This is a genomic window from Streptomyces sp. NPDC030799, assembly GCF_055572255.1.
The window spans coordinates 137,031-163,749 of record NZ_JBVIDS010000017.1 but is presented as its reverse complement, the minus strand read 5'-3'; the positions used below and the strand labels follow the sequence as shown (position 1 = coordinate 163,749).

The following is a 26,719-nucleotide window of genomic DNA, read 5'->3' as shown; positions in this document are numbered from 1 at the left end:
GGCCGCGTCACAGAAGTTTGAGCCAGAACCTGAGAAAGGCCAGCGGCCGTAGGGCGACCGGTCCTGTAGTCGCATCCACCAGTCGAGGACTGGGCTCGATCACAGCCGGGTGGTCAGCCAGATGGCCACGGCCGCAGTAACGGTGAGCCCGGCGCTGAGTGCGATCCGGCGGTCTTCGCCAGTCAGGTGGACGGCGATCGCGCCGGTCTGCAGGAGTACGAAGCCGATGGCCGCGGCCGTCGCCAGCGAGGGAGCGATACCGGTCAGCGGCGGCAGGATCAGGCCGGTCGCGCCAAGTATTTCGACCGCCCCCAGCGCCCTGAGGGCAGGCAGGGGTATGCGGTCGACCCAGGCCATCATCGGTCGGAGTTGATCGCGGCTGCGGATCACCTTCAGCGTGCCGGCGTAGACGTAGAAGACGGCGAGCAGTCCCGCGACGATCCAATAGGTGATGTCCATGATTCCCGTTCATGGGCCACCGGCTCACGGAGACCCGTTGATTGCGTCGCTTACCAGAAGAGCCACTGGTCATGGCCCGGGCCGTCATCCGAGGGACCGGATACCGAAAGGTGGCAACACCACTGTCCTGCCGGTCGTAAGGAAGGTGGCCGTGCCGTGCTGTGCCGTCGGCTTCAGGCGAGGTCTGTGGCGGGCTCGGTCGCGTAGCGGCTCATCGCGTCGATGTTGGCCTGTGGCGTCAGCGGCCGGCCGTCGGCGAGTGCTTCCTGGAGGTCCCGGAAATACTGCACGTACAGATCGGGGGTGAATGTGCTGAGCATGACGGCGGGTTGGTCGGTCAGGTTGGCGAAGGTGTGCGGGGTACCGGGCGGAACCATCACGAGCGTGCCCGTGGCGGCGTCGTGATCCTCGTCCCCCACGGTGAACCGCACGGTGCCGGACAGGACGTAGAAGCCCTCGTCGTGTCGGGCGTGGCGGTGCTGCGGCGGTCCCTGGGTGTGCGGGGCGAGGACGGACTCGGCGATCGCGAGGCGGTGCCCGGTGTGGCTGCCGTCCTCCAGAACCCGCATGCGCGTAGTACCCAGAACGATCAACTCGCCATCGCCGGGACCCATCACCGATACAGCGGGATGGGCCTGCGGCTCGCTGGTCTTCGCTTCTTCGGTCATGCTCACGAGTTCACCGCCGGGTCCCCAGGGCTGTCCAAGACCTGTCCCGCATCGCCGATACCTCGTGGGTATCGTTGCAGCGTGGAGCTACGTACCCTGCGCTACTTCGTAGCGGTCGCCGAGGAACTCCACTTCGGCCGGGCCGCCTCCCGGCTGCACATGAGTCAGCCGCCGCTGAGCCGGGCGATCAAGCAGTTGGAGGTCGATGTCGGAGCCTTGCTCTTCGCCCGCTCGCCTGCCGGCGTCACGCTCACTCCGGTGGGCACAGTGCTGCTCGACGAGGCGCGGGCCCTACTCGACCGTGCCGACCGCGTCCGGGTACGCGTGAGCGCGGCGGCTGGCGTCGCGACCATCACCATCGGCATCCTGGGCGACGGCACCGACCCGGGAGTGGCCAGGCTGGCCGCCGCCTACCGCCGACACCACCCCGGCATCGACATCCGCATCCGCGACACCGATTTGACCGACCCAACCTGCGGGCTGCGCGCCGGACTGGTTGACGTCGCGCTGACTCGGGCGCCGTTCGACGTGACTGCCCTGACGGTGCGTGCGCTGCGGACCGATCCGATCGGCGTGGTGCTGCGCGCCGACGATCCGCTGGCCCGACGCGACGAGCTGCGGCTGGCCGAACTGAGCGACCGCCGCTGGTTCCAGTTCCCGCAGGGCACCGACCCCATCTGGCAGTCGTACTGGAACGGTGGCAGACCGCGCCAGGGACCAGTGGTGCGCGCCGTCCAGGAATGCCTGCAGGCCGTGCTGTGGAACGGCACGGTCGGCCTGGCCCCGCTCGGACACGACCTGCCTGCGGAGCTGGCCGTGGTGCCGCTGATCGACATGCCGCCGAGCCGAGTGGTGGCGGTGTGGAACGAGGGTGACACCAACCCGTTGCTCCGATCCTTCATCGAGATCGCGACAACCGCGTACCGCCACTGAGCACCGGCAACCAGTGCTGCCGCAACTCGTGAACAATTCGAACGCCACAGCCCCAGGGACCACCTCCCCAAGTGGTGAACATCTGCTGTTCCTTCTCGCGTACGGAGCCAGTTCAGCAGAGACAGGCTTTCAAAACCCATCTCTGAACCTCAAACTGTTCACGTATTGCCGTCTGATCAGTCGTGCTCGGTCTCAGGCGGAGTGACCCACGTCGTAGCGTCCTGCTGTGTATCGAGGTCGATGAGCAACCCTTCTTCGGAGACGTTGCTGCCGAGGGCTTTGTTCATGAACATCGACCATTCACGGTCGTTCATCTGCATGCTCATGGCTCCATCCTTCTATGCTGCTCAGGTTCAGAGATGGGTTCTCGAGGTTCCTGGCCCTGGTGATCGTCGAAACCTGCGAGGACGACGTGACGGTCGATCACGCGGGCGGTGCCGTAGGCGGAGGCGTTGAGGTAGCTGCCGGCTCGTACGAGGTAGCGGATGTCATGGCCCCGGGCGGCCCACAGGAGTATCTGAGCTGCTTCGACAGCCCGGTACGCGGCGTCGACGAGCGCCCTGGAGGCGGGTCCGGCCTACGCATCAGGGGGAGGAAGCGGGGGTCGGCCGCGCCGTCGACGAGGAGGAAGCCGGTGCGCACGTGCTGAGAACAGCGGTTCCCCGAGACGGCGGCCAGCGCTGCGGCATGAGGCTTCTAGATCTGCATCGGCACCGTTCGGCGCGGGGCGGGGCATGCCGCAACTCGGGGGCGCACACCTCGTGGAAAGCGGCCATATCGCCGTCCGGGACGGCGGCGGGACTGCCGGTCAGGGTGTACCAGTACATTGGACGGTGACCTGCGGGCGCTGCGCCCGTCGTCACCGGAAGTGGTGCGGACAGTGAGGTCGCTGGCGATGACGCCGACGTCGTCGGTCATAACCCCGCCGGGCCCGGCCGTGAAGTTGTCCTGGTACCAGGCAGTCTCGGGGCACGTACTTCACGTGGGTCCACGTAGGTACACCAGTAGGGCACAAGGGTGGGGCCCACTGGTCGGGGGACTGGTCGCCCTTGGACTGGTTGGATGCCGCGGACACCACCAGCTGGGGGTCGGTGAGGTCGTTGGCGAACTTCCGGCGCAGAGCGGTATCTCACTCGCTTGCGCCAGAACGCCATGCGTTGGCCTATGGGACGACGTGGATGACGTCGAGCTGGCGGGCGGAGGTGAAGACCTTGCCGTCACAGGGGCGGATTCACGTGCCGGAGAGGGTGCGGCACTGCTGATCCTGGACGAGGTCCTTGCGGGTGCACCGGCGGATGTGTCGCGCAGCCGGGGCCGGCAGGGGCGGAAGGGGTCACGTGTTGTTGTAGCGGGCAGTGCCCCTGTGCCACTCGCGGTTGCCGCCGAGCCATGACCACACTCCCGTGAGGAAGCGGCGCAGCTGAGGGGAGCCGGCGAGGGCCAGGGCGGTGGCTTCCGCTTCGAAGGTGCGTACCAGCTCGTTGTGGATCTCCACGCTCCGTTTGACTGCTTCGGGTGGGGAACACTGCTCGTGCGCGGCGATCACGACGGGCAGGTTGAACTCCACGCCCTGGTCGTGGTCTTCCTTGCCCATCGAGTACAGGTCGTTGACGAGCGTGCTGGCGTTGGCCGCCATCGTCACGGCGCGTCGCACTCGCGGGTCGGCGTACTCGGCTTCAGTGAGCCGATATTCTCCCACGACGTCGATCAGCGCGAGGCAGGGCAGGAAGCTGTTGAACTGCCGGTGCGCCAGGTACTCCCAGACGGCTGGCATGCGTTCCTGGACGCGCCAGGTGCCCTCGTGGGTGTAGGCCACGAACAAGGCGGCGACCTCCTGGCGCAGCCTCGCCACCCGGGAATGGTCCGCGATCTCGGCCAGGTACTCGAAGGCGGAGCGGAGCGCGACCCGGACGGGGTCCTTGCGCAGGACCTTCTCCTGTTCGGGCAGGTAGCGGAGCGGGGGGTGAGCGGGGTCGACGGCTGTGTAAGCGATCCCGAGGTGTGCACCGAGGGGTTCCGGCGCGGCCCCGTCGTCGCAGTAGTAATCGTCCGTGGCCCACTCTGCCAAGGCGCACTTCGCGGCCACCAGTAGCCGGTCCGGGTCGTCGCTGTCGGGGTGGGCCAGCATCATCATGCGCCCGATGTTCACCGCGCGGATGCGGTCGGTCTGTCCCGCGTAGAGCCCGATTTCCTCGGCCCACTGGACGAGGCGGTTGTTGACGTGTTCGCCGAGTTCCGGGTCGTCGCGGACCGGTGGCGGACAGTACAGCTCCGGGACGTCGCTGTCGGGCGAGCCGGAGGGCTCCGTCGGGGAGGTGCCGTGGGCTGCTCGGGCGGGTGCGATGCGAGCGGCGGAGGTGCCCAGCCCGGTCGGTCCGCTCAGCGCTGGGTGGGCTGCGCAGAGTCTGCCGGTGCCGGGCAGCGCACCTGGGGCAACGGCGCGGACGCCATGGCGGTGGGAGAGTAGCGTGGCCACAAGCCTGGCCACATCCGGGTCGGCTGTACGCGCGGTCATCCGGGAAAGCAGTGACACCGGTTCTCGTCTCCGTTCTCTGGGGGATGCTGAGTGCTGCGACCAGCGCTGGATACCGCCGGTGTTAGGACGACCTGCGGTAGACCTCGACGTTCTCCAGCCCCAGGACTTCCGGCGCCTCGGGGACGAGAACGGCCGCTGAGCAGTAGGTGCTGACCAGGTAGGAGATTGACCGCCTGGTCATTGATGCCCATGAACCCGTACGTTCCGGCCGGGCTCGTGCTCGTCGGAGATGCCGGTCCGACGCAAACCCGACTGCTTCTGCCCACCCGTCTGCGCGGGCTGTTCAGGAAGCTGCGGGGCTGCTGTGGCCGTCATCGCTCATCCACTCCGCCAGTGCGCCACGGGGCGAAGGGGCCTCAGGAACGGCCAGGCCGCTTGGAACCCGCTACGCAAGGTGAAACAACACAATTGCTTTGTGCAGTGAAATTGCTGTGCTCCGTTTGTTGGTTAGGAGTGCGGCACACTTGAGAAAAGTAGCGCAGCCGTAACGATTCATTGATTTTCTGGTATCTACTTTCATGCGATCAGGGGACTCGTACCCTTTAAACCGCACAGCAGGAAAGTTCAGGGGCACAACGGTGCTACCGAGGAGCGGATGGCCTCGCTGCCCAGTCGGCCGACAGTGGTTGAAGCCCCCACACCCCCGATGTGGACAGCACCATCCAGATCCTGACCGGCGTCAACGGAACCGCCGCGGACGAGCCTTTCCACATCACCCCTGACTCGTTGCCCCGTGCACCGAGCCGTCGAACGTGAAAGGTAAAAGCGGCCGGCGCATTGGCGATGGTGAGGGCGGCGAGCCGACGGACGGTCGCCTTAGCCCGAATCCAGGGGCGGTTCTCCTTGACTTCCGTCGGGAGGAGCTGTGGTTCATGTGTCACACCAGGCCGCCAGCGTTGGTTGCCAGCTGGCCTCTGCTTTAACGCGCTCCCCGAGTGCTTCCCGAGCCTGGTGGTGGAGGGTACAGCGCTGTCGTTGACTTGGCGTGCGGCACCAACGGCGGCGCCGGAACCGCTGGAGGGCGGAGGGGTGATCTTCTCCACGGCCTGCTCGGCGCGGGCGAGGCCGGTGAGCACCGGCAACGGCGCTGCTCATGAGCGTGCCCGGGCAACGGGCTCGGCAACAGGAATGTCAGGGGGCTGGCGTGGGGCGCGGCAGACTGCGGGAGCGGTTTCGGTACTGGTTCGACGGCACGATGGACCGTGGAACGCCGGCACTGATCAGTTGGCTCGCGCTGGCCTCGGTCGTGCTCATCGCGATGGTCACCGCCCTGGTGGTGGCGCTCACCAACACCGAGGCCGAACACAACGGCGGCTGGCGTGGCGTGGCCTGGATGAGTCTGCTGCGCGCCCTGGACCCGGGAACCATGGGCGCAGACACCGGCGGGCCGGTGTTCCTGGCCCTGATGCTGACGGTGACCATCGGCGGGATCTTCATCGTCAGTGCGCTCATCGGTGTCCTGACCACAGGCCTGGATCACCGGATCCAGGAGCTGCGCAAAGGCCGGTCCCGGCTGATCGAGCGCGGGCACACGATCGTGCTGGGCTGGTCGGACCAGGTCTTCACGGTGATCGCGGAGCTGGTCGAGGCGAACCAGAGCGAACGCCGCTCATGCGTGGTCGTCCTCGCCGATGAGGACAAGGTCGACATGGACGACGCGATTCGCTCCCGGATCCCCGACACCGGCCACACCCGCGTCATCTGCCGCTCGGGCAACCCTCTCGTGCGGACGGACCTGGAGCTGGTCAGCCCAGACACCGCCAAGTCGATCATGGTGCTGCCGCCGGTCGGTGACGACAACGACACCAATGTCATCAAAATCCTGCTGCTGCTGAACAGCCGGACATGGAGCGGCCCGAGCCCCACCGTCGTGGCCGCGGTGCAGGATTCGGAGAACGTCGCCGCCGCCCGGCTGGCCGCGGGTGAAAACGCCCTGGTCATCGACGCCGACCGGCCGGCTGCGGCGTGCCCGCTCGCTGTGACGGCGGCGTGTACCGCACCGGCGTGTGCCGCACCGGCGTGGGTGACCAGCGTCCACAGCTTCGCCAGCGCGTCGGTTCGCTCAGCATGCGAATCCAGGGTTGTGTCATTGCAGGTCAGCGATCGACCCTGTGAATCTTGGTGGTTGCTTAAAGGTCGTTGAGCTTCCGCTGCACGATGTACGCCGCGATGCGGTCGGCCGGCGTGTTCTTGAAGTACAGCTTGACGCTCGCGTTCAGCGGGACGCCGGCGGTGATGAAGTCGGTGCCCGAGGGGACGTGGGCGAAGGACACCGGCTGGGCGAACGCGTCAGTGATGCCGCGGCGCAGCTGTTCGAGCAGTGTGCCGTGGCCTGGGCCCGAGGTGCGGATGTGCCAGTGGGACGCACCCTGACCCCAGCCTGCCAAGCCGCCACCGGCCGCACTGCCAAAGAACTCATCGACGCCCGCGCCGCTCTGGAGGCGCAGCGCCTGCTCGTGCACACCGACCTGCCAGTCGCCGCGATCGGCCGGATGCTCGGATTCTCCGAACCCGCCAACTTCGGGAAGTTCTTCACCCGCGAGACCGGCGACACCCCAGGCGGTTTTCGTACCCGATGGCGCTAGTGCTCTGACCGCTTAGGTTCGCCGGGTTGGCGGCGTCGGTGCTCGGACCGGCTGGACTCGGTGTGGGGAGAATTTGAGCGGTCGCGGAGCCGATCAAACTAGGCTCCCTGGCATGTCTGGCCCGACGTTGGTGATCGAGTTGGCGGAGCCGCTCTCCGCGGCTGCGCTGCGGGAGTTCCGCGCGTTGATGGTGGGGCTTTCCTCCCACTTCGCCGAGAAGCGGCCCGGGTTCTTCGACGTCAACGTGCCCGCAGAGCGACTGGGCGTCGAGGACAGGCGAGAGAAGGACTGGCGAAAGCCGTTCCCGCTTCCACTCCTCGGCAACACCATCGCGGACGAGGAGCTCACAGCCCTGGTGGGATTCAATCCGCAGCGCGAGGACTGGCGTCGGCCCTTCTTGGTCTACTTGATGGGGCCGGGTGTCGGCGACGAGAGCACCTTCGAGGCTGAGCACGCGGACGAGCCCGAGGTGGAGGCCATCCTCGGCTTCAGACCGACCCATGCCGTCAATGTCAGCGCCTGCTGCAATCGCGAGATCGACCACGTCACCACGGCTCTGCTGACCGCCGCTGTCATGGACGTCATCGGAGGCGTGGCCAAAGCCGAACTGCTGGACGGACAGGCGTCGGTCGTCGCTGGCCTTCCGGGGGTGTTGGGGATCGCGGACGACGACTGGATGGCGCTGGGAACGGCGGAGTTCCTGCGGGCCTGGGTTGGACACCCCGCTTTCCGGCTGGTCAAGTAGCCGAGACAGATGCGTGGGCGGAGGTCGTGCTGTGACCTGGAACGTTCGCCAGGTTGCCTGATCATGCGGCGAGAGCGGGTCGGCCGTCCCAGCGGATACCTTTCTCGCTGCGGATACGGGCGCGTTCCTTGCGTTCGGCGGCTAGTACTCCAGTGTGACTTCGTGATCTATCCAGTTGAGGAGGCGGCACGTCGTCGTCGGTAGTGGCTTCGGCGGGCAATGTCTTGATGGTGTCCGCGCCCTTTTGACCTGCGGGCGGGTCGGTTCGGCTGTGCAGTTCTCGTTGGCGGCGAGCGCGGCCAGTAAGGCCATCGGTTACCTCGGAACTTCCGGGATCGTCATCACCGATGACGGAGTTCGCGCGAGGAAGGTAACAACATGTCCGGATCAGGTTCGGAAACGGCCGTGGCAGAAGCCTTCGAGGAGCAGCGCGGGCGCCTTGTGGCGGTGGCCTACCGGATGCTCGGATCGCGGGCGGACGCCGAGGACGCGGTGCAGGAGGCATGGCTGCGGTTGGCGCGCCACGACGCGGGCACGATCGACAACCTCACGGGCTGGCTGACCACCGTCTTGGGCCGGGTCTGCATCGACGTGCTGCGCTCGCGCAAGACCCGGCCGACGACATCGTACGACGACCAGCTGCCCGAGCTGGTGGTCATCGAGGACGACGGCGCAGCGCCCGAGGATGACGCAATGGTCGCCGAATCGGTAGGGCTGGCACTGCTGGTGGTGCTCGACACCCTCCGTCCCGCCGAGCGGCTGGCGTTCGTGCTGCACGACATGTTCGCGGTGCCGTTCGATGAGATCGGACAGATGATCGGCAGGTCCGCGGACGCGACCAAGATGCTCGCGAGCCGGGCCCGTCGGAAGGTACAGGGCAGGGCTCATCCGACTCATCCGACCGGCGAACGGCGGCAGCAGCGCGCAGTGGTCGATGGGTTTCTCGCGGCAGCGCGGAGCGGAGACTTCGACGGGCTGCTGCGGATCCTTGACCCGGACGTGACGTGGCGCTCCTGTACAGCACGCGGCGTGGTCGTCAAGCAGGGGGCGGCCGAGGTGGCCGTCCGGGTCCAGCAGGGGGCCCGTGGCGTGGTGACTGCGCGTCCCGTCCTCGTCAATGGCGAGCCCGGGGTGGTGGTGTGGGGCGTGAACGGCAAGCTGATGGGCGTGATGGCGTGCACCGTGGTCGATGGTCGGATCGTCGAGATGCTGTCGATGAGCGACCCGCAACGCCTCGCCTCCATGGACCTGCCGGCACGACCCGTCTGAAGCTTGTTGCTTCGGCGGGGTTGTGCATGTGGGCGACGGCCTGCACCGCGTGGTGCAGTCCGTCGCCTTGCTGCTGGCAGGCTCGGGGGCTCTTCATGCGGGCGAAGGTGTGCTCGACGCGGGCGCGCTGTTACGTACAGGAGGGCCGTCTCGTCACGTAGGTGGAACCCCACCGACAATGACGGAGATCCTCATGCAGGCTCGGCACAACTTCTACGGCACCGACTTCGGGCCGAAGTTCGCGAAATACATCGTCTCGGCGGCCAAGGTCGTGGATGCCTCGACGCTGCCGTCGGCGACACAGGAGCTGGTGAAGATCCGCGCAAGCCAGATCAACGGCTGCGGGGGATGCCTCGACATGCACACCAAGGATGCCTTGCATGCGGGGGAGACGCAGGTACGGCTGAGCCTGGTCGCGGCGTGGCAGGAGACGACGGTCTTCACTGACGCGGAGCGGGCCGCGCTGGAACTCACCGAGCAGGGCACCCGCCTTGCCGACTCCAGTGGTGTCACCGACGAGGCGTGGTCGAACGCGGCCAAGCACTACGACGACGAGCAGCTCGCGGCCCTGGTGTCCCTGATCAGCGTCATTAACGCCTTCAACCGGATGAACGTCATCACCCGACAGCTGGGCGGCGAGTACCAGCCCGGGCAGTTCGGCTGACGGGCGATCTCGATGCAGGCGGGGTCGGGCGGCCTGGCAACGCCCAGGTTCGCCCGGCTCTGCCCTCGGCCGGACCGCCGGACCCCTGTGCTCGGTGTCTCGGCGAGAAGGATGCGTACATCGCATGTTCGACCGCGCGTTCCCGGCAGGAATAGCTACAACCCTCTGAGGAGAGATCTCGTGAACACCGCTCTGTGGACCGTTGCCGGAATCCTGACCGTCATCTACCTGCTCTCCGGCTTCGGCAAGTTGTTCACCCCGCAGGAGAAGATGGCCAAGATGATGCAAGCCTCGCGATGGGTCCTGGACTTCAGAGCCGGCACCCTCAAGGCCATCGGAGTAGCCGAGATCCTTGCGGCCATAGGCCTGATCCTGCCCGCTGTGCTCGACATCGCGCCGGTTCTGGTGCCACTGGCTGCCTTCGGTCTGGTGTTGGTCATGAGCGGCGCCGTGGTCATGCGCATCCGCCGTCACGAACCAAGATTCGCGCTGGTGGACCTGACCTATCTCGTCCTGGCCGCCTTCGTGGCGATCGGCCGCTTCGGACCCGAGTCCTTCACCAGCTGACCGCACCACGGCTCCGCGAGCATTATGCGCCGTGACTGGGCATCAATCCACGTTGGCGACCCGTCTCGCGCAGCACTCCGGCGCGACTTCGCGATCTCGTGTCGGACCCGCGGGGGAACGGGAACGGTCACCGCGTGATCATCGGGGGTTGTGTGGACTCCTGAAGATCGTGCGGTGGCTGCGGGGCCCAGCATAGACGCCCGGTGGCGGGCGATGTTCGACCAGGCCATGGCCCGGATCGCGGGCCGGTTCAGGCGGGTGGAACCGCGGGCGACCGCGCGCGCCTTCGTGCTCGCCCTGCTATCCGGCGTCGAGCGGAAGAACTGCTGGCGCTTGGCCGAGCAGGCCGGTCACTCCCGCCCCGGGCCGAGGCAGCGGCTACTGCGGAGCACCCGATGGGACGCCGAAGCGGTCCGCGACGATATCCGGGCCTACGTCCACGAACACCTCGGTGCCGAGGACGGTGTCCTGATCGTGGACGAGACAGGCTTCATGAAGAAGGGCGCCGCCTCGGTCGGCGTGCAGCGGCAGTACACCGGCACCGCAGGCCGGATCGAGAACACGCAAGTCGGTGTCTTCCTCGCCTACGCCTCCAGCAGAGGACGGGCGTTGATCGACCGTCGGCTCTACCTGCCCGACGCCTCGTGGTGCCAGGACACCGAGCGCCGAACCCGCGCCGGGATTCCCGGCCACCTGGCGTTCGCGACCAAGCCTGCACTGGCCGGGCAGATGATCGCCGCAGCGGTGGACGCCGGGATCGGCGCTTCCTGGGTGACCGGCGACGAGGCCTACGACCAAGGCCCCGGCTTACGTGCCCTGTTGGAGTCCCGTCGGATCGGCTACGTCCTGGCCGTAGCCTGCAGCACGCGGGTGCGGATCAACCAGGGGCGGACCGCCGCCCGCGCGGATGCCGTGGCCGACCGCCTGCCCGCCTCGGCCTGGCATCGGCAGAGCGCCGGAGCCGGGGCGAAAGGGCCGCGCTACTACGACTGGGTGTGGATCGAGAACGGTGCCGACGGCCATCGGCACCTGCTCCGCCGCAACCCAAGCAGCGGCGAGCTCGCCTTCTACCTGTGCTGGTCCCCGAGGCGGGTGCCGCTGTCTGAGCTGTTCCGGGTGGCCGGGACCAGGTGGTGCATAGAGGAATGCTTCCAGGCCGCCAAAGGCCAGGTCGGACTGGACCACTACCAGGTCCGCCACTGGACCGCCTGGCACCGGCACATCACCCTGGCCATGCTCGCGCTGGCCTTCCTGGCCGTCCTCGCCGCCGCCGACGCGCTGCCGGCAAGGACCCCGCAGCCGAACCGGCCACTCCGCAGATCCGACCCGATTGACCTGACGGTCCCGGAGATCCGTCACCTGTTCGGCGCCCTGCTGAACCCACCAGGCGCCTTCCCGAGCAGGCTGCTGGACTGGTCAAACTGGCACAGACACCATCAAGCCATCGCCCGCCGAAGCCACTACCGGCGACGACGTGCCACCTCCTCAACCGGATGAAGCACAACTCGGCCTTGTGTTTCTTCGCCCAGCGGCGGATGTCGGCGCCCTTGTGGGCGGACAGGTTGTCCAGGATCACGTAGATCGGTGCGCCGTCTGGGCGGGCGGCGCGGATCGATTTCAGCGCGGCCAGCGTGTTCACGGCTTCCTTCTTTCGCCGGTTCACGCCCCACAGGCGATCGTCGCCCACCGAGTAGCAGCCGTGGAAGTACCGGACCCCGTGGGTGCGGTGGTAGGTGGCCGGCACCCGGTCGGGGTGCTTCCGTTTCGCCCAGCCCGAGTGGGCCGGATCCCCAGCGGACCGAACTCGTCGAAGGCGAAGACCCGGTCCGGGAAGCGGTCCATAACGTGCTCGATCCGGTCCAGTTTCGCCTCACGGTCGGGGTCCGGGGACTCCTTCCAGACATCCGATGCGGAAGAACTGCCAAGCGGCCATAGGTAGTTGAGTGTCCGATGGGGCGGGGAAGGCGACTGCTTCGCTGTAGTGGACGCGGTGGGCCAGGCAGTGGTGGAGGCAGCCGATCATGCGATTGAAGAGATTGCGCTGGGCAGCGGTGTGGCGGTCGTCGGCCTCACGTCGTCGGTCGTAGTGGGCTCTGGCACCGTCTGAGTGGGCCATGGCCGAGAAGGCCCACACGTAGCCGACGGCGGCCAGTCGCTGGTTCTTGACCCGGCGGGTGAGGACGGCCACGCTCTTGCCGGAGGCCCTGGTGACCGGGGCCGAACCGGCGTATGCCTTCAGGCCTCTGGCGTCGGCGAAGCGGGATCGGTCGTCACCGATCTCGGCGAACACCCGGGCGCCGTTGAGCGCGCTGAGCCCTGGGAAGCCGGTGATGATCTCGGCGTCCGGGTATTTCTCAAAAGACTCTGCCGTGGCCTCGGCGAGGTCGTCGGCACTGCTGCAGGCGGTGTCGAGTTGTCGCAGGAGGGCAAGGGTCTGACGGCCCATGGCCTCTTCAACCAGCGGAAGTGGGCGCATCTGCGGGGCGCGGAGCGCGGTCTGGAGCCGTTCCGCCTCGGCGTCGATGGTGTTCCTGCGGTCGGCCGCGACGCCAACTCCAACCTGCGGCCGCCCGGCTTCGTCCGTGGCACCAAGCACAACCAGGCGCGCGGACACATGCTGGCGCAGGTACTCGGCGGCTCCGGAGACACCCTGGACAACCTCTTCACTATCACGCAGAACCCGACCAACTCGCCGCACATGAGGGATCTGGAATTGGAGATCCGCGACGCGGTTCTGGGCAAGGGCCTCCGCAAGGGAGAGGCCGTGCAGTACAGCGTTTATCTTGAGTACACGGACGACAAGAAGACCTCTGTGCCCAAGTGGATCACTATGGAAGCGGATGGCCACCGCGGCTTCCACCTCGCAGCGGACTTCGTGAACCCAGACCACGCAGCACAACAGATCCGACGCAGGAACGGAATCGAATGAGCCCCCTTGAGCGCCTCACTGGACTCTGCCCCCCACCCCCCACCGAACAGCCTCCAGTGGACTGGCCGAGCGTCGAATCCGCACTCGGCTTGCGCCTTCCCGAGGACTACAAGAGGCTGACCGCAACGTACGACCCCGGTTGCTTCGCAAACTACCTCTGGATCTACGACCCCCGACACACATCGGTGCACGTCAACCTCACCGGACCTGTATCCGAGCGTATTCGCGAACAAATGCGCTCAGATCACGCTCGGGGAATCTACCCGTCGCCTGTCGATCCAGATCTCCTCCTCCCGTGCGGCGCGACCGACAACGGCGAGTACCTGTTCTGGGTCACCGCCCCCCGCGAGGATCCGGATGCGTGGACGATCGCCGTCAACGAAGCACGCGGACCAGGCTGGTTCACCTTCGACGGGAACCTCACCCAGTTCCTCGTCGCCGTCCTGAGCGGCAGCACAGCCGTTCCCCAATTCCCGAACGGCCTTCCGCAAGCCGGCCTCGACTTCAAGCCCTCCCGCCTGGATGAATGGTCCCCACCGCTCCCACCGGCAGATGTTCCGACCTCCGACCCTGAGGCCATCCGAGAATGGGCGCGAGCAAACGGATACGACGTACCGATGCGTGGACGCATTCCCGCCGCTGTCCGACAGGCCTGGGAACAGGCACACGGCAGCAACTGATCACACCGACGCGCCCGGGGCACACGGTTGTGACGCGCGTGCATGGGCGGGACCTGCGGTCCACCCTGCTGTGTTAGGGCAAGGTTGCTGCAGGATGTGGAGTTGCTGGCCGTCGTATCGCGTGCCTCCACTTGCTGCGGTAGCGCCTGTTGCGGCGCGCAGCCGACGGTGGGCCGTACCCTGCGTCGTAGACGTGGAAATCCACGTCTACGATAAGGCGAACCGCGAGGTGGGGCTGTTCAACAGCCAGGGATGGTTCAATAAACATGGTCATCAAAGCCTCGGAAGTCCAGGTCCCGCCCAGTGTGGAGAACGCCATCAAGGGGCGGATGGTCTACGAGCTGCGGAAGATTGGCCGTATCGGCCCCAAGGGGACCGAAGGTATTTCGGGCGACAAGTGGAGGCGTCCGCCTCTCAATGCAGAAGGTTGCAAATGAAGTTCGTCACGGCTGTCTGGAAGCCTGAGCAGCATCGGGTTCTGGTTGGACCCCAGGCCCTATCTCACCGAACTTCCCAAGTTTCGCGAACATCTGCCGCCCGGCGCACAGGAATTTGCTTCCGATCCGGCGCATTACGATATGGGGCACGGCAACAGTCACTGCGTCAAGGACCTGGAATTTTCCGGTGCCCAGGTGGCTACTGACAAAAGCGGGGAGCTAACCCTGGAGTTTGCCCCCAATCAATGGAAGCACGGTGCCGGACTGCGTATCAGCTATTCGGGGGTGACGCACTTCTCCATCGACTACAGGCATTCCATCGACTGGATGCTGGTCGACACCGTGCTCCTCGACGAGATCCTTCCCGACGAGGACGGCGGGTGCCTGCACGAGATCGAGCTCACTGACGCGACGATCACCGTCCGCTGCGAGGACCTGCAAGCTGTCTGGGGAGACGCGTCCGAGGAGGCCGCGCGCTGAGGTATTGGTCATCACCGGGGTTTCGGGAGCGGCCGACTCGGCCAACCACGTCCCAGATCAGGGCATGATGACCCACCTCTCGGCCGCCGGCAAGGTCGGCGTCGTCGCCCCGGACGGCCGCGCCGGCCCGCCGCGACATCCTGGCCCAGGGCCTGACGGAGGCGGGCTTCGAGGTGTTCGTCCCGGCCGGGACCTACTTCAATCAAGTGGGCGCGGGGCCTGATGCAGGGTGAGGACGGCCTGGACAAGGCAGGTGATCCGGGTCGTCGAGCACCGGAGCTTGCGGAGGAGCCGCCAGGACTTGAGGGGGGCCATGGCCTGCTCGACGAGTGCGCGGACCTTCGCGTGGGACCAGTTCACCGCCTGCTGACCGGTGGAAAGGGTCTTCCACCGCCCCCAGCACGGAGTGCGGACCGTGCCGCCCGCACCCCTCTCTTGTGCTTGCCGGAATAGAAGGGCCGGTCTGCGGCGATGCGGTCGATCGGCAGAAGTGTGCCGTCCAGGAGCAGGTACGCCTTCACCGATGCGACGCGACGCGACGCGGACGGCGTCGGCCAGGGTGGGCGCGAGGGCGGCCAGGAGATCGACGGCCTCGGTGACGTAGCGGTAGGCGGTCGTGGTTCCGACGCCGAATCCGGCCGCGAGCTGGGCATGGGTGTGTCCCACCCGCAGGTGGGCGAGCGCGAGAAGGGCCTGACGGCCGACGCTCAACCGCCGCCAACGGGAGCCGACCACACGGCGGTGCCGCCGCAGCTCCTGGGCGAGGAAGCAATGAGCCGAGCTGGACACGTCCATGCCGGACGGGTAAAGAAGCACGTGAAGCCTCTGGCGGAGACGGTTCTCTCGGTGGCTTCACCACGTTGTCAGCTCAACTGCCGAGCTCTACCCTCAGCTTGGCAGAGGTTCACTGTTGGACGGGTGTGGCGCGGGACTTGTCAGTGCCTGCAGCTACGGTGAGCCTCCGACCCCCATCGAGGGAGTGCCGTGTCCGTCCAGAACTCCTTGCAGGCGCTGCTCAGTCTTGTCTCCCCGCAGCACGGGGCTGATGAGCAAGTGGACTGGCCAGCAGCGGAGCAGGTGCTGGGTACCCGTCTCCCGAGCGATTACCGAGCTTTCATGCCCGTCTATGGCGCGGGTGACATCGGGGAACTCGGGATCCTGGGACCTGTGCCCGTCGACTACCTGCAGTGGGATCCTGGGAGCATTCTGGACAGCAGGCCTACGTTTTTCAGGACCTGTGGGGCAGGGATGGCGGTGTCCCCGGCATCACGGCGGCCGGCAGTGCCGTTCTGCCCTGGGGCTCTGGCTGCAATGCCAACGAGCTGGGCCGGCTGATGCTTGACCCGGACCCCGACAAGTGGCCGGTGGTGGCCTGGCGTCGACAGATCCGTTACGGCGACTCCAGATGGGCACTCTTCGACTGCGGCGTGGTCGACTTCCTGGTCAAGATGATGCGAACCGAGTTCGACGCATGCCCTCTTGGTGACGCCTCCCTCTGGGGTGCGACTGCTCCTTTCGTGCACTGGCGTGAGCAGCAGCGCCGCTGGCTTGCGGGCCTTGATCCCGGGACGGGCGAGCCTGATCCGCTCGTGCAGGACTTTCTTCAGTGGCCCGCACCCTGACCAAGGAGCTCGCCAACCTGCTCATCAGCCAGGTTGGCAAAGGCTCACTGACCTGCATTTCCACCGCGTCGCCAATCCCTTTCTCGTGACTTTCACTGAATCTGGCATACCAGGCAAAGTGGCCTCCGTCCTATCCTCATTCGTCGGCACCGGACGGCCGGCCATTCCCGCACCCGCGGGGATGGTCCCTCCCGCTCCTCGCAGATCTTCATCGCCCCTCAGTGAGTCCCCGCACCCGCGGTGACGCTGCGCCGCCAGCTCACCCAATTCGTTGGTAGCAGCCCCAAGTACGGCAGGGTGCCGTTCCGGGAGTGTCTTCCGCGACGCGGCGTTCTCCGGCGGCACGGTGGACTTCGACGGTGTGACGGGTTCGGCTCCCGGGGGGCTTCTCGCCGCAGCTGGTACTCCGGCCTCTTCAGTAGTTCTCCTTCCCTCAGTCTGGCTGACCCCGGATCCATAACGCTTGGGGGCGAAAACGGACAGCTGCGTCGATGCGTCGTGCCTCAGCTGGCGCCGCGGTCCGTCAACTGTGAGCTCGCCGTCGGGTGCCAGGGTGAACCGGAGGCCTTCCATCACGGTCGTGGCGGTGGCCGAGGTGCCGTTGATGAGGCTTCGTGAATTTGGCTCTGTCCGCGGTTGCGTGATGGCTACGGCCAACTGCGGATCTGCCGCGCAGCTGGACTGGCAACACCTCTCTGTGGGGTCATGTCTGGGCTTCCCACACTGGAAGGCCAGCAGGGTTGGCTCAGACGGGCGTCGCCCTGCCCCGTGGGGGAGTTCATGAGATCCCCCACGGGGTCGTGGGCTGTGGCTGTCAGTAGCCGATGGTGAAGCGGCGCTGCACGAAGCGCGGCAGTTCCGCCTCATCGATCAAGGCGATAGCCGCGTCCTCCACCGAGATGCGGCTGCGGCCATCGGCGTCCAGGACCGGCTGGTCGCCGCCGACCCGAAAGCGGCCGGTGCGCTCGCCGGGGCCGATCTCCTCCGCGGGGCTGAAGTAGGTCCACAGCCGGTTCGATGTCCGCAGGACGGCCAGGGCGTCGCGGTGACCGCGTACCGCTGCGGCGTATTCGCGGGGCAGCCCAAGCTGGTCGAGGGCGGCGTGCAGCAGTTCGTCGGAGTCTGCTCGCACCACTCCTGGTTCGATTTCGAGGCTGCCGGCGCCACCGATCACGATGAGCCGGGTCCGTGGGCGGCTCTCCAGCGCCTTCAGCAGGGCCCGCGCCGCCGTCGCATAGACGGTCGGGTCGGCGATCGAGCGCCGGACGGTGTCCGCGAAGTCCTTGGCGGCATTGCCCGGCTGGAACCCGCTGATCAGGACGTCGAGGCCGGGCAGGATGCCAGCGATGCTCTTCGGGTCCAGGACGTCGACGCTCGTCCAGGTGATGTTGTCCCGACGCTCCTCGCGCTGCGCCTGAACGGCGTCCCGACTGAACGCCGCGACGCTGTGCCCGCGGTCGAGGGCCTCGGCGACGACCCGGCTGCCGATGGTGCCCGTGGCTCCGATGACTCCGATGTGCATGGTTCTCCCCTGTGCATGCAGAAGTGAGACGCCACTGAGAGTGACGCCGTGAAGAAACTATACGCCGTGAAGTTTTTATACGATGCTAAGTAAGTCGACACTGTAGAGTGGCTGTTGTGACAGTCAGGGGAACCGGGGGAAGGCGCGAGCGGCTACGGGCCGAGACCACAGCCGAAATCAAGAAGGTGGCACTGGCCTTGATGGCCGCGGGCGGGCCGGATGCCATCACCCTGCGGGCCATCGCCCGCGACATGGGCATGACCGCCAACGCCATCTACGGATACTTCTCGACCAGGGACGACCTGGTCACCACGCTGATTAACGACGTGTACACCGCCTTGGCCGACGCTGTGGACACGGCCTGGGAAGCCACGCCCTCCGCCGAGCCTGCCGTCCGGATCGAGGCATGGGCCAACGCCTTCCGGACCTGGGCCTTGGTCAACCCCCAGGGGTTCCGCCTCATCTACGGCGACCCCGTGCCCGGCTACCAGGCCCCCGAGGGAGGCCCCGCCCCGGATGCCGCACGCCGGGTCTGCACCGGGCTCACCGCCCTCGCGGCAGCCGCCTGGCCCCACGCCCGGCACCTCTACCAGGACAGTGCCTTCCATTGGTCCGACTTCGACCCTGGTCTCCTTGAGAAAGTGCGTCCCGCCTTCCCCGACCTGCCGCCCGCAGCCGTCGCCCTCGCCCTGCGCATCTGGGGGCACCTGCATGGACTGGTGTCACTGGAGGTCTACGGCCATATGGGCACCCAGACCACCAGCCCGGAGAAGCTCTTCCGGGAGGAACTCGCCCAGCTCATACAGACACTGGGAATCCCGCGTCGGCGCTGAGTGGCCCAAGCTCCGACGTGCTCTGTGTTCCGGATCCGCGTTCCAGGCTCGTTCATTATCCGAGGTCAGAGTCACCAGATCCGTTCCAGCGTTCCCCCTTCCCCGGCGGGGCCCCGGTGGGATGAAAACGGCTGCAGGGTTGCCTCATCGGCCGGCCAGCCGGGCTGGTCGGCTCGGCAGCCACCCTCGTCTGCTGATCGTGATCGCGTGGGCGAGTGGGTGCTGACTTTCCCAACGGCAAGAGAAGGAACGATGATTCACATTCCCCAAGGCAGCCCTGCGGGCCTGGCCCGCCGCGGTCTGTACGCGTGCGGTGCCCTCCTGCTGGCGCTGATCGCACTGATCACTTCGCCGGGCACCTCATCCGCCATCGGCTGGGAGTACCCGGTCCGAAACGGCGACATCTACGAAATCCGGCAGGATTGGCTGGTGATGGATGTGTACGGCAGCTCGCACGACGACGAGGCCTCGGTCATCGCCTTCGACTACTGGCCGAACCACGCCAACCAGCTGTGGCGGGCAGAGCGCGGAGGCCAGGACGCAGGCGGCACGTACTGGTACTTCCGCAATCTCAACAGCGGCAGGGTCTTGGACGTGCGGAGGGGCGAGCGGAACGCCGGCCTCGACCAGTTCCGCTTCCAGAGCAGCATGAACCAGCAGTGGTACGTGCGCCAACTGGGCACCACAGCCGTCCTCATCAACCGCCAGACCAATCAAATGATCACCCTCACCGGCAGGGAACAGGAACTGCGCATGGCCGACGTGCAGGTCTCTTCCTGGTCGCGAGGGAACTGGATTCTGACGGATAAGGGCCCTCTGCGGCCCCGCGAGCTATAGGGACGCAGGACGCTTCCTACCGTGGGCCCGCCGTTCAACGGCGGGCCCACGGGCTGGCGTGTCAGACCTCTGAGACCGCGGCGAGCGCGGCATGGTGGCCCCGGCCGCCGGCGGCTGCGTTCTCGCTGAGTTCGACGGCATCCTCGCCGCGGCCGCGCCGGAGCTCGCCGGTCACGGCCAGGCCGTGGCGTTCGACGCGGACACCGGCCGCGTGGACGTCGCCCCCGATGCCCCCGCGTACGGCACGAAGCTGCGCTGGAGCGCGCCGAAGCTGGTCGCGGCCGCCAACGAGAAGGTGCGCGGCGCGAACGTCCGCACGCTGCAGGTCCTGGCGCCCGCCCCCGTGGAAGACCGGCCCCGCCGCGGCGGCCGCCGACCCGACTCCGCCGACCGTGCCCGCCGCTCCGGTGCAGCGACGGACCACGCCAGACGGCTACCGCCATGCCATCGAGGCGCACCGCCAGGCCGTCCGGCCCTCCCGAGTTGACCCGGCCATCGCCGAAGCGGTGGAGCGGCAGACCGCCGCGATGCGGGAGCTGAGCCGCCGCGCGTTCGCCGAGCCGGACGTCGTCGCGGACGACGCGCCGGCCTCGAACGAGGCGACCCGGGCACAGCGCCGCCGCCAGGCCGCGGCCACCGAGGTTATCTCGGGTCGCAGCGAAGCGTGAGGCATGTAGGCCGTGTGCCGACTTGCCCTACTTGCCCCACACATATCCGAGGGTTCGTCAGGTACGTAAGGACAACCGCCTACATAGCTGTTGGGGGTGGTCAACGTTTGATGCGGCCGCGTACGGCGAGGGCGGCGAGCGCGAGGAGGGTGGGTTCGAGGAGGCGGGAGGTCATCTCGATGTAGGTGCCGGCGGTAGTGAGGTTCTGCCCGCTGGAGCGGAAGACGACGGAGTTGACGGCGACGCGGGTGGCCTTTTCCCCGCGGGCCCAAGTGATGCGCTTGGTCCATCCGCCGTGCAGGGCTGGGTCCGGGGTGTCGGTGGTGAGGCTGACCTTGCTGCCGTGGAGGGCTCCGCTGGTGGCGGGGTGGGGACAGTAGCCAGTACCCCCACAGCAGGCGCCGTTCGCCCTTGGGGGTGCCGGTTGAGTCGTGGCGGCGCATCTCGCACTCGCCGTAGTAGAAGTCGGCGGCGCCGGGTTCGTTCTTGCCGTCCTCGAAGGCTGTGCGTCACTGCCGGTAGAGAGCGGCGACGTCCACGGGATCGGGGGTGTGGCAGTGATCGGGGTGGTGCGGGCCGGCCGCCACCGGTGGGGCGAAAGCACTTGGTCTGGGGCTGGGGTGGACTGGCCTCGTGTGTTCGCGGGCCGCAGCCGTTTGCGTGCTGCTCAGGCCGTCACTGGATGCGGTTTGTGTGGTGGCGTCGATGCGTTGCCCGGGAACCAAGGCGACTGACCAGTTGCCTCGGCCTCATTGCTCCGGGGAAGTTGTCCTGAAACACCACAGCCGGTCTGTTGGCCAGTGAATCGGCCACTGCACCAGAATCGCTCTGTTTGAGTCACCCCCGCCTATTACGAGTCACTACACATATGACTGTGCGTTGCCGAACATGAGCGTTCCAAGAGTCTAAGCTGGGGGTTCCGTCAGGCATGCTTACGGCCTGTAGCAAGCGGAAGCAAAGTTACCGATTTGTGTCGCAGCCCGAGACAAATGAGTCACGGATTACATCTTGTCCTGGCAAGACAATGCGAAACTCGGTAAGGGGAATAGCCGTGGCATTTCCATGCTGTCAGCTTCCATTGCACTGACTGGCACAAACGTCGCTTCTGCTGCTCCTTCGGTGTCCAAAGGGCGCGAGGTGACTGTCGTGACGCCGATGAAGGTGGTCGGATTCGATGCGGCAGTAGCAGAAGAGCACAGCTACAAAATCGTCACGTTATCGAACGGGGAGCAGACCTCCGTGCCGAAGGACGGGCGCGTCGTCCCGAACACAACCGTGCACGGCGACTGTGGAGACTCGTACCTCCACTTCCATGCAACGGGTGGTAACTACGAGGGAGAGATCTCTACCGGCTACAAGGTCCACCACTCTGTCGTTCGCTACGGCTGGAGCGTAGATCCCAGGGTTTGTGCGGCGGCGTGTGCGGTGGGGAAGTCTCCGGCGAGCCGGGCGGCCTGGGCGAGGCCGCGCCGGGCGGCGGGGCCGGGCGGTCGTTGCCGTCGGCGACCTGCTGGTATCCGTGGCGTGGTTCCTGGCTGTGGCCGGTGTCGCGGTAGGCCTTGGCCCGGTAGTACAGGGCCATCTCGTCGAGTTCGGCGGGCAGGAGGCGGGTGTCGAGCACGGCGGTCAGCCGGTCCACGGTGCGGGCGCGGTGTTCGTGCTGGCGGCGGGTGAGGGCGCTGAGGAGTTCGACCAGGGCGTCGGCGGTCGTGTCCAGTCCGGTGTGGTCGCCGGTGTCGGGCGGGGCGAGGGGTTCCCAGACGGAGTCGCTGATGTAGGCCCAGGCCGCGTCGGTGGCTGTCGCGCTGCACCGCCAGGCGCCGGTCCTCACCCGCCACTTCGGTGTGTACACGCCGGTCGGTGCGGGCGAGGTCGCGGCGGAAGACGGCGGTCTCGGACGCGGTCCACGGCCGCGCCCGCTCCGCCCGCTCGGCAGCCGGACGGTGCCGCCAGCCCCCGCCGGGGGTGAGCTCGTTGGTGTAGAGGGCGGTGCCGTCGCGCCGTACGACGGTGACGCGGTCGGCGAGCTGCTCGGTCTCGATGACGGCCAGCGTGGCGAGCAGGCCCTTCGCGCAGGTGTCGTGGTTCTCCACGACACGTACCGACCCCCGCCGTCGGCGGCCTCGGTGAGGAAGCGGTCCACGATGCCGAGCTGGCTCAGGGCCTCCGAAATGGCCGGCACCACCACCTCGATCCGGTGGCCGGCCGCCCGGTAGGCGCGGGAGGAGGCGCGGAAGGCGTCCGGGTCGGCGAGTGCCGACTCCACCACGGCGTCGAAGCCCATCTCGCGGACGTGGTGCGCCTGCCGGATGACCACCCGGTCGTCAAGCAGGTAGCGAAGGCGAAGTGGCAGCTCACGCAGCGCGGACTCGGGTCGTGGGCGCGGATCTACCGCAAGGCGCAGGGGCGCGAGCGGCAGTGCGTGCAGCTGGCGATCCTGTCCTGGGACGCTCTCGATGAGCGGTCCTGGCCGGGCGTCGCCGACATGGAGCCGGCCGACATCGCCCGCGTTCTCGGCGTGTACGCGCAGCGGGTCATCACCCCGCGCGGCTCCACGGCCGTGTCCGGGCTGGAGCTGATGACGGCGCTGCGCCCGCCGACGAGGGCCGTGCAGGACCTGGCGACCGGGAACTGGGTCAGTGGCCACAACCCCGGCTCGCTGGGCACGGAGCCGATGGACCCGGCGCCGGCGGAGGCCACCCAGGAGCACCCCGTGGTCGTCAACTCCGGCTGGACGGGGGGCTTCCTCAATGAGGAGGCGTACCAGTGGGTGCGGTCGGTGGACCTGCTGACCGATGTGGAGTGCACGCTGCCCTTCGCGGTCGGCCTGGAACCTCAATACGGCGTTCCTTGCGGCCGCGGCCCGCCTGGTCGTCGGCCTGTCGGAGCCCGTGCACTTCGTGAATCCGCCGTTCAACCCGAAGATCCCCGGCTCCTGGCTGGTTGACCTGAGGCACATCGAGCTGGACCCGCGTCTGCCCAGCCCGTTCACGCCGACCGGGGAGCGCCCGACCGGCCCGGCCTGGTACCAGACGCACACCGTCGCCTACGCCCAGGAGCTCGGCTACAACGTCCAGCCGATCGAGGCGTACCTGCGCCGCGAGACCGGCGCCTACCTGGACCCGTGGCACGACCGGCTCAAGAACGCCTACGGCGACACCCTCGCAGACCTCGGCGTCACCAAGGACCTGGACGACCGGGCCTTCCTCACGGCGATGGAGCAGCACAAGCAGGTCGCCCCGGCCCTGGCCGCCGTCCTCTCCGCCATCAAGGCCACGGTCAAGGGCGGCGTCGGCAAGCTGCGCGAACGTCCGCAGGGCCGCCACTACAAGGACGGCGAGAGGTGGTCGGCCCTGGAGCGCCCGACCCGGCGCCCCGACATCCGCGCCGCTGTCATCTCCAAGGCACGGGTCAACATGCACCGCAAGCTCAACAACATGGCGAAGATGACGGGCCTGTACCCGCTGGCCGTACTGTCCGACTGCGTCGTCTACCCGAGCCCCGGCCCCTCCCCGCTGGACTTCCTGCCGCACGCAGCCTCCGGCAAGCCGTAGCCCGGCGGCTTCCGCCTCGGGCCCACCCCGGGCCTGGCGAAGCTGGAAGGCGTCCAGGAGATGCTCTGGGCGGTCGACCTGATGGAGCAGGGCTACAACCCCGCCCGGCACATCAAGGGCGGCGACGCCGTCCTGGACGAAGGCGAGTAGACGTGGCCACCCACACTGGCGGCACGACATCGCCGCTGGAGGCCGACGCGGAACTGGAGCGGACACTCGACCGGCTTGAGGCGCGCATGGAGGCCCTGCAGCACTCCATGCGCACCCGCCGCGTATCGCCGCGGGTGGAGCTGTGGCGGCATGACCTGCACGAGACGCGCGAGACCTGGTTCCGGCTCATCGACCCCGACGGCCAGGACCCCACCCGCGAACGGAGCTGAGCACCACCGTGGAGATCCATGACGCCCTGCAGCGCGCCGAACAAGAGGCCTTCACCCGGGAGCCGCCGAAGACGCTGAAGGGGCAGATCGGCTTCCTGCTCAAGCACTTGAAGTCCGCGAAGGCCGTCGCGGCAGAACTGGGCATCACGGCCGACTCCGTCAACCGCTACCGGCGCGGCGCGCGCAAGCACCTACCGAAGCACATCCAGCAGAAGATCGACGCCGCCGTCCGGTCCCGCTGGCAGCCCGGCGTACGCAAGCGCCGACAGCGCCAGGCCGCCGCCAACGGGTGGGATCACCGTCGAAATCAGGGCTCGGTTCGGTTACACCGCGCCCATCGGAACGACCGGCGACGGACGGTTCCGGCGATTCACCGTGCACCTCCCCCCCGACTACGCCCGCCGCCTGTTCGAAGCCCGCGAAGCGGGAGCCAGCGACCAGGAGATGCGCGAAATCATCGCCGAAGGATTTAAAGACGTGTACTTCCAGGATGGCGGTGCCCGCGCTATGGGCCTCTCGGACGTCACCTTTACCGACATCGACTATTTGGACCTGGAGACTGAGCGCCCCAGTTGGCCATTGATCACTTCAGTTGGCCGCTCTGCGCTCGGCCGCCGTCCTCGGAACGTGCCTGCCGGGCGGGCCGGGCGGTGCGGCATGATTGCGACCATGCGTAGAGGGGTGGGCGGGGGGCTCCGCCGATTGTGGCCATGGCGCGGACGTGACGAGTCGGCGCTTGCCGACATCGAGGCCGAGATCACCGCCTTCGGTGAGGCTTTGGATGTCCATTCCTTCAGTCCCGGCCAGCCCGGCGCCACCGATGAGATGCGGGCCGAGCTGACCCGTGCCCTCGACGCATACGACCAGGCAAAGCGGGACATTACCGACAATTGGATGCAGGCGGACACACTTGATGTCCTGCGCACGCTGGACGAGGGCAGGCACGCGCTGGCTTGTCTGGACGCCCTGATCGCCGGCCGACCGCTGCCGGAGCACATGCCGCTGTGTTTTTTCGACGCCCGGCACGGTCAGGCCGCCCAGCAGATCAGTTGGGCGCCTCCCGGGGGAGCCACCCGCAACATCGCCGTATGCGCGGCGGACGCGGTGCGCCTGAGGGAGGCCCCGAGCCCAAGCCCTCCGAGACAGCCGGGCAGCAGAGTCCGAACACAGCCCGGCGGGGCAAAGTCCCGTCCGCCGACGCCGACGCGTGTCCCCCAGCCGCAGGTCAGCGGGAAGGGAGACAGCGGCGAGTAGACTCATCAGCTGAAAATGCCGTCGTACCGCCCGGCCATGATGGTCTTCTCGACCAACGGGCAGACACGGGTCCACCTACGCTTCGAGGGCGGCAGGAAGGGGCGTTCCTCGCGCCTGTACCGGCTGTCCGGCGACGGCACCCCCATCACCGCCCGGATTCCGCTGCCGGAAGGGAACAAGGCAATCGCCTTCCGCGTGTTTGCCGCCGCCGAACAGGAGACGTGGACGGCGACTGCGGCCCCGCTGCGAGAAGTCCCGCGCTTCCACGACGAGACCAACGGGACCGGCTCGGATGTCGTGCATTACCGGGGCGAACCGGGACCGGGCGTCCTGCACTACGCGGGGCCGGGCCTGATCCAGTTGGAGGCGCTGGACGACCGCCTCGCCTACTGGGTGACGGTGGCCGAGGGGCGCGCGGGGGAGCATACATTCCAGTGGCCGGGCCGCGGCTACTACCAGGTGCGCTCGGCTGGAGCATGGAGCCTGTCTGCTACGTGACGAAGTGCGGACCGCTGGGGTTGAACCAGGCCGGTCCGGTGCCCGAGCCCTGCGGCAGACGCGAACCAACTGCCATCAGCTCCCTGCCAGACCTTCTCCCGGGCCACCATCCATACGGCCCACATCGCCCACGCCACCAGGCCCGTCCACAGCCAGAAACCATCCCGCCAGGTACCCGCCCTCCCACTGGCACCAACAGCACCAGGCTCGTCATCGTCACAGTGATCACGCCCGGAAGTCCGTCTGTCCCGCGTACCGCATCACGCGCCGGCCCCAGAAGTCGAAAACCGCCCCGGCCGCGGCCAACTCCACCACCGCACTCGCCAGGAACACCGCCCCCATGACGCGGCCGCCAAACGTCAGCGCCCGCAGCGCATCCGACAGCCCCAGCCGGAAGAGCACCACCGCCGACACCAGCAGCCCAAGCACCATACGGCAGCCCGTGGCACACCGCCGCCACCTGGGCTGCTCCCCACGGTCACGAACCTCAGCGTCGCCTTGCGGCCCACCAGTCCTCATCCCCCCAGCATTGACCGCCCACGACCGCCTTGCAGCCGCCGCACGCATGCGGGTGACACCCGCCCCACGGCGACCACGGC

General features: G+C 67.5%; 27 protein-coding genes and 9 pseudogenes. 20 read left to right on the top strand and 16 right to left on the bottom strand.

Features of this window, described 5'->3' with window-relative positions; genetic code table 11:
- Nucleotides 1–99 precede the first annotated feature (99 nt).
- Together ACZ41I_RS35740 and ACZ41I_RS35735 are read right to left on the bottom strand one after the other, a co-directional pair.
- Nucleotides 100–459, bottom strand: coding sequence for a DoxX family protein (locus ACZ41I_RS35740; RefSeq protein ID WP_468516045.1), 360 nt, complete (start codon nt 457–459; stop codon nt 100–102).
- Nucleotides 460–632: 173 nt separating this feature from the next.
- Nucleotides 633–1,127 (bottom strand): cupin domain-containing protein, encoded by a 495-nt coding sequence (locus ACZ41I_RS35735; RefSeq protein ID WP_468516044.1) that lies wholly within the window; start codon nt 1,125–1,127, stop codon nt 633–635.
- Between the two features lie 96 nt (nt 1,128–1,223).
- Between ACZ41I_RS35735 and ACZ41I_RS35730 the strand changes: the two genes are divergently transcribed.
- Nucleotides 1,224–2,060 carry a LysR family transcriptional regulator gene (locus ACZ41I_RS35730; protein WP_468516105.1) on the top strand — a complete coding sequence of 279 codons (837 nt, stop codon included), beginning with the start codon at nt 1,224–1,226 and terminating at the stop codon, nt 2,058–2,060.
- A 176-nt stretch (nt 2,061–2,236) separates the two neighbouring features.
- On the opposite strand, the gene ACZ41I_RS35725 is transcribed toward ACZ41I_RS35730, so the two are convergent.
- Nucleotides 2,237–2,386, bottom strand: coding sequence for a hypothetical protein (locus ACZ41I_RS35725; protein WP_468516043.1), 150 nt, complete (start codon nt 2,384–2,386; stop codon nt 2,237–2,239).
- Between the two features lie 14 nt (nt 2,387–2,400).
- On the opposite strand from ACZ41I_RS35725, the gene ACZ41I_RS35720 reads away from it, so the two are divergent.
- Complete coding sequence (locus tag ACZ41I_RS35720; RefSeq protein ID WP_468516042.1) at nt 2,401–2,709, top strand: hypothetical protein; 309 nt, start codon at nt 2,401–2,403, stop codon at nt 2,707–2,709.
- Between the two features lie 684 nt (nt 2,710–3,393).
- Here ACZ41I_RS35720 and ACZ41I_RS35715 read toward each other — a convergent pair.
- Both ACZ41I_RS35715 and ACZ41I_RS35710 read right to left on the bottom strand, forming a co-directional pair.
- The gene (locus tag ACZ41I_RS35715) at nt 3,394–4,575 is read right to left on the bottom strand and encodes a family 2 encapsulin nanocompartment cargo protein terpene cyclase (protein WP_468516041.1); all 1,182 of its coding nucleotides are present in this window, start codon (nt 4,573–4,575) and stop codon (nt 3,394–3,396) included.
- An 82-nt stretch (nt 4,576–4,657) separates the two neighbouring features.
- Nucleotides 4,658–4,869: pseudogene (locus ACZ41I_RS35710) on the bottom strand (Crp/Fnr family transcriptional regulator); the annotation flags it as partial.
- Between the two features lie 922 nt (nt 4,870–5,791).
- Between ACZ41I_RS35710 and ACZ41I_RS35705 the strand changes: the two are divergent.
- The gene (locus ACZ41I_RS35705) at nt 5,792–6,739 is read left to right on the top strand and encodes a potassium channel family protein (protein ID WP_468516040.1); all 948 of its coding nucleotides are present in this window, start codon (nt 5,792–5,794) and stop codon (nt 6,737–6,739) included.
- Here the strand turns inward: ACZ41I_RS35705 and ACZ41I_RS35700 are convergent.
- Complete coding sequence (locus ACZ41I_RS35700) at nt 6,726–7,058, bottom strand: hypothetical protein (RefSeq protein ID WP_468516114.1); 333 nt, start codon at nt 7,056–7,058, stop codon at nt 6,726–6,728. The two genes, ACZ41I_RS35705 and ACZ41I_RS35700, sit on opposite strands and share 14 nt — an antisense overlap.
- Here ACZ41I_RS35700 and ACZ41I_RS35695 point away from each other — a divergent pair.
- From ACZ41I_RS35695 to ACZ41I_RS35685, 3 genes are all read left to right on the top strand, one after another.
- Entirely contained in the window at nt 6,948–7,181 is a 234-nt protein-coding gene (locus tag ACZ41I_RS35695; RefSeq protein ID WP_468516104.1) for a helix-turn-helix domain-containing protein, read from the top strand. The genes ACZ41I_RS35700 and ACZ41I_RS35695 overlap by 111 nt on opposite strands.
- A 112-nt stretch (nt 7,182–7,293) precedes the next feature.
- Nucleotides 7,294–7,926, top strand: a complete 633-nt coding sequence (locus tag ACZ41I_RS35690; protein WP_468516039.1) for a DUF6368 family protein — start codon at nt 7,294–7,296, stop codon at nt 7,924–7,926.
- 378 nt (nt 7,927–8,304) lie between these two features.
- Nucleotides 8,305–9,195 carry a sigma-70 family RNA polymerase sigma factor gene (locus tag ACZ41I_RS35685; RefSeq protein ID WP_468516038.1) on the top strand — a complete coding sequence of 297 codons (891 nt, stop codon included), beginning with the start codon at nt 8,305–8,307 and terminating at the stop codon, nt 9,193–9,195.
- Nucleotides 9,196–9,202: 7 nt separating this feature from the next.
- Here ACZ41I_RS35685 and ACZ41I_RS35680 read toward each other — a convergent pair.
- Nucleotides 9,203–9,322: pseudogene (locus ACZ41I_RS35680) on the bottom strand (IS5/IS1182 family transposase); the annotation flags it as partial.
- Nucleotides 9,323–9,388: 66 nt separating this feature from the next.
- On the opposite strand from ACZ41I_RS35680, the gene ACZ41I_RS35675 reads away from it, so the two are divergent.
- The 3 genes from ACZ41I_RS35675 (at nt 9,389) to ACZ41I_RS35665 (ending at nt 11,923) form a co-directional block, all read left to right on the top strand.
- A complete protein-coding gene (locus ACZ41I_RS35675) occupies nt 9,389–9,859 on the top strand; it encodes a carboxymuconolactone decarboxylase family protein (protein WP_468516037.1) in 471 nt (156 codons plus the stop codon).
- A gap of 180 nt (nt 9,860–10,039) precedes the next feature.
- Nucleotides 10,040–10,426, top strand: a complete 387-nt coding sequence (locus ACZ41I_RS35670) for a DoxX family protein (protein ID WP_468516036.1) — start codon at nt 10,040–10,042, stop codon at nt 10,424–10,426.
- Nucleotides 10,427–10,639: 213 nt separating this feature from the next.
- A complete protein-coding gene (locus ACZ41I_RS35665; RefSeq protein WP_468516103.1) occupies nt 10,640–11,923 on the top strand; it encodes an IS701 family transposase in 1,284 nt (427 codons plus the stop codon).
- Here the strand turns inward: ACZ41I_RS35665 and ACZ41I_RS35660 are convergent.
- Nucleotides 11,922–12,325: pseudogene (locus ACZ41I_RS35660) on the bottom strand (transposase); the annotation flags it as partial. The gene ACZ41I_RS35665 and the pseudogene ACZ41I_RS35660 sit on opposite strands and share 2 nt — an antisense overlap.
- Nucleotides 12,297–12,968: pseudogene (locus ACZ41I_RS35655) on the bottom strand (transposase); the annotation flags it as partial. The pseudogenes ACZ41I_RS35660 and ACZ41I_RS35655, both read right to left, overlap by 29 nt.
- Between ACZ41I_RS35655 and ACZ41I_RS35650 the strand changes: the two are divergent.
- From ACZ41I_RS35650 to ACZ41I_RS35640, 3 genes are all read left to right on the top strand, one after another.
- Nucleotides 12,861–13,355, top strand: a complete 495-nt coding sequence (locus tag ACZ41I_RS35650; RefSeq protein WP_468516102.1) for a DNA/RNA non-specific endonuclease — start codon at nt 12,861–12,863, stop codon at nt 13,353–13,355. The pseudogene ACZ41I_RS35655 and the gene ACZ41I_RS35650 sit on opposite strands and share 108 nt — an antisense overlap.
- A 56-nt stretch (nt 13,356–13,411) precedes the next feature.
- Nucleotides 13,412–14,035 (top strand): Lsr2 family DNA-binding protein, encoded by a 624-nt coding sequence (locus ACZ41I_RS35645; protein WP_468516035.1) that lies wholly within the window; start codon nt 13,412–13,414, stop codon nt 14,033–14,035.
- A gap of 482 nt (nt 14,036–14,517) precedes the next feature.
- A complete protein-coding gene (locus tag ACZ41I_RS35640; RefSeq protein WP_468516034.1) occupies nt 14,518–14,952 on the top strand; it encodes a hypothetical protein in 435 nt (144 codons plus the stop codon).
- A gap of 198 nt (nt 14,953–15,150) precedes the next feature.
- Here ACZ41I_RS35640 and ACZ41I_RS35635 read toward each other — a convergent pair.
- Nucleotides 15,151–15,768: pseudogene (locus ACZ41I_RS35635) on the bottom strand (transposase family protein).
- Nucleotides 15,769–16,139: 371 nt separating this feature from the next.
- On the opposite strand from ACZ41I_RS35635, the gene ACZ41I_RS35630 reads away from it, so the two are divergent.
- Complete coding sequence (locus ACZ41I_RS35630; protein WP_468516033.1) at nt 16,140–16,574, top strand: hypothetical protein; 435 nt, start codon at nt 16,140–16,142, stop codon at nt 16,572–16,574.
- 814 nt (nt 16,575–17,388) lie between these two features.
- Here the strand turns inward: ACZ41I_RS35630 and ACZ41I_RS35625 are convergent.
- Nucleotides 17,389–18,096, bottom strand: a complete 708-nt coding sequence (locus ACZ41I_RS35625) for an NAD(P)-dependent oxidoreductase (RefSeq protein ID WP_468516032.1) — start codon at nt 18,094–18,096, stop codon at nt 17,389–17,391.
- A gap of 116 nt (nt 18,097–18,212) precedes the next feature.
- On the opposite strand from ACZ41I_RS35625, the gene ACZ41I_RS35620 reads away from it, so the two are divergent.
- Together ACZ41I_RS35620 and ACZ41I_RS35615 are read left to right on the top strand one after the other, a co-directional pair.
- On the top strand, nt 18,213–18,929 hold the full coding sequence (locus ACZ41I_RS35620; protein ID WP_468516031.1) for a TetR/AcrR family transcriptional regulator: 717 nt from the start codon (nt 18,213–18,215) through the stop codon (nt 18,927–18,929).
- A 252-nt stretch (nt 18,930–19,181) separates the two neighbouring features.
- Nucleotides 19,182–19,766: an RICIN domain-containing protein gene (locus ACZ41I_RS35615; protein WP_468516030.1), complete on the top strand. Its 585-nt coding sequence runs from the start codon at nt 19,182–19,184 to the stop codon at nt 19,764–19,766.
- A gap of 171 nt (nt 19,767–19,937) precedes the next feature.
- On the opposite strand, the gene ACZ41I_RS35610 is transcribed toward ACZ41I_RS35615, so the two are convergent.
- On the bottom strand, nt 19,938–20,084 hold the full coding sequence (locus tag ACZ41I_RS35610; protein ID WP_468516029.1) for a hypothetical protein: 147 nt from the start codon (nt 20,082–20,084) through the stop codon (nt 19,938–19,940).
- A gap of 74 nt (nt 20,085–20,158) precedes the next feature.
- On the opposite strand from ACZ41I_RS35610, the gene ACZ41I_RS35605 reads away from it, so the two are divergent.
- Nucleotides 20,159–20,434 (top strand): hypothetical protein, encoded by a 276-nt coding sequence (locus tag ACZ41I_RS35605; protein ID WP_468516028.1) that lies wholly within the window; start codon nt 20,159–20,161, stop codon nt 20,432–20,434.
- Nucleotides 20,435–20,534: 100 nt separating this feature from the next.
- Here the strand turns inward: ACZ41I_RS35605 and ACZ41I_RS35600 are convergent.
- The 3 genes and pseudogenes from ACZ41I_RS35600 to ACZ41I_RS35590 all read right to left on the bottom strand — a co-directional run.
- Nucleotides 20,535–20,943, bottom strand: a pseudogene (locus ACZ41I_RS35600) (pentapeptide repeat-containing protein); the annotation flags it as partial.
- Between the two features lie 836 nt (nt 20,944–21,779).
- The gene (locus tag ACZ41I_RS35595) at nt 21,780–22,286 is read right to left on the bottom strand and encodes a hypothetical protein (RefSeq protein WP_468516113.1); all 507 of its coding nucleotides are present in this window, start codon (nt 22,284–22,286) and stop codon (nt 21,780–21,782) included.
- Nucleotides 22,287–22,571: 285 nt separating this feature from the next.
- A pseudogene (locus tag ACZ41I_RS35590) lies at nt 22,572–22,718 on the bottom strand (zeta toxin family protein); the annotation flags it as partial.
- A 12-nt stretch (nt 22,719–22,730) separates the two neighbouring features.
- On the opposite strand from ACZ41I_RS35590, the pseudogene tap reads away from it, so the two are divergent.
- From tap to ACZ41I_RS35570, 4 genes and pseudogenes are all read left to right on the top strand, one after another.
- Nucleotides 22,731–24,138: pseudogene (tap, locus tag ACZ41I_RS35585) on the top strand (telomere-associated protein Tap); the annotation flags it as partial.
- 2 nt (nt 24,139–24,140) lie between these two features.
- The gene (locus ACZ41I_RS35580) at nt 24,141–24,368 is read left to right on the top strand and encodes a hypothetical protein (protein WP_468516027.1); all 228 of its coding nucleotides are present in this window, start codon (nt 24,141–24,143) and stop codon (nt 24,366–24,368) included.
- Nucleotides 24,369–24,376: 8 nt separating this feature from the next.
- A pseudogene (gene tpg / locus ACZ41I_RS35575) lies at nt 24,377–24,926 on the top strand (telomere-protecting terminal protein Tpg); the annotation flags it as partial.
- 711 nt (nt 24,927–25,637) lie between these two features.
- Nucleotides 25,638–26,120, top strand: a complete 483-nt coding sequence (locus ACZ41I_RS35570) for a hypothetical protein (protein WP_468516026.1) — start codon at nt 25,638–25,640, stop codon at nt 26,118–26,120.
- A 225-nt stretch (nt 26,121–26,345) separates the two neighbouring features.
- On the opposite strand, the gene ACZ41I_RS35565 is transcribed toward ACZ41I_RS35570, so the two are convergent.
- A complete protein-coding gene (locus ACZ41I_RS35565; protein WP_468516025.1) occupies nt 26,346–26,552 on the bottom strand; it encodes a hypothetical protein in 207 nt (68 codons plus the stop codon).
- Nucleotides 26,553–26,719: the final 167 nt, after the last annotated feature.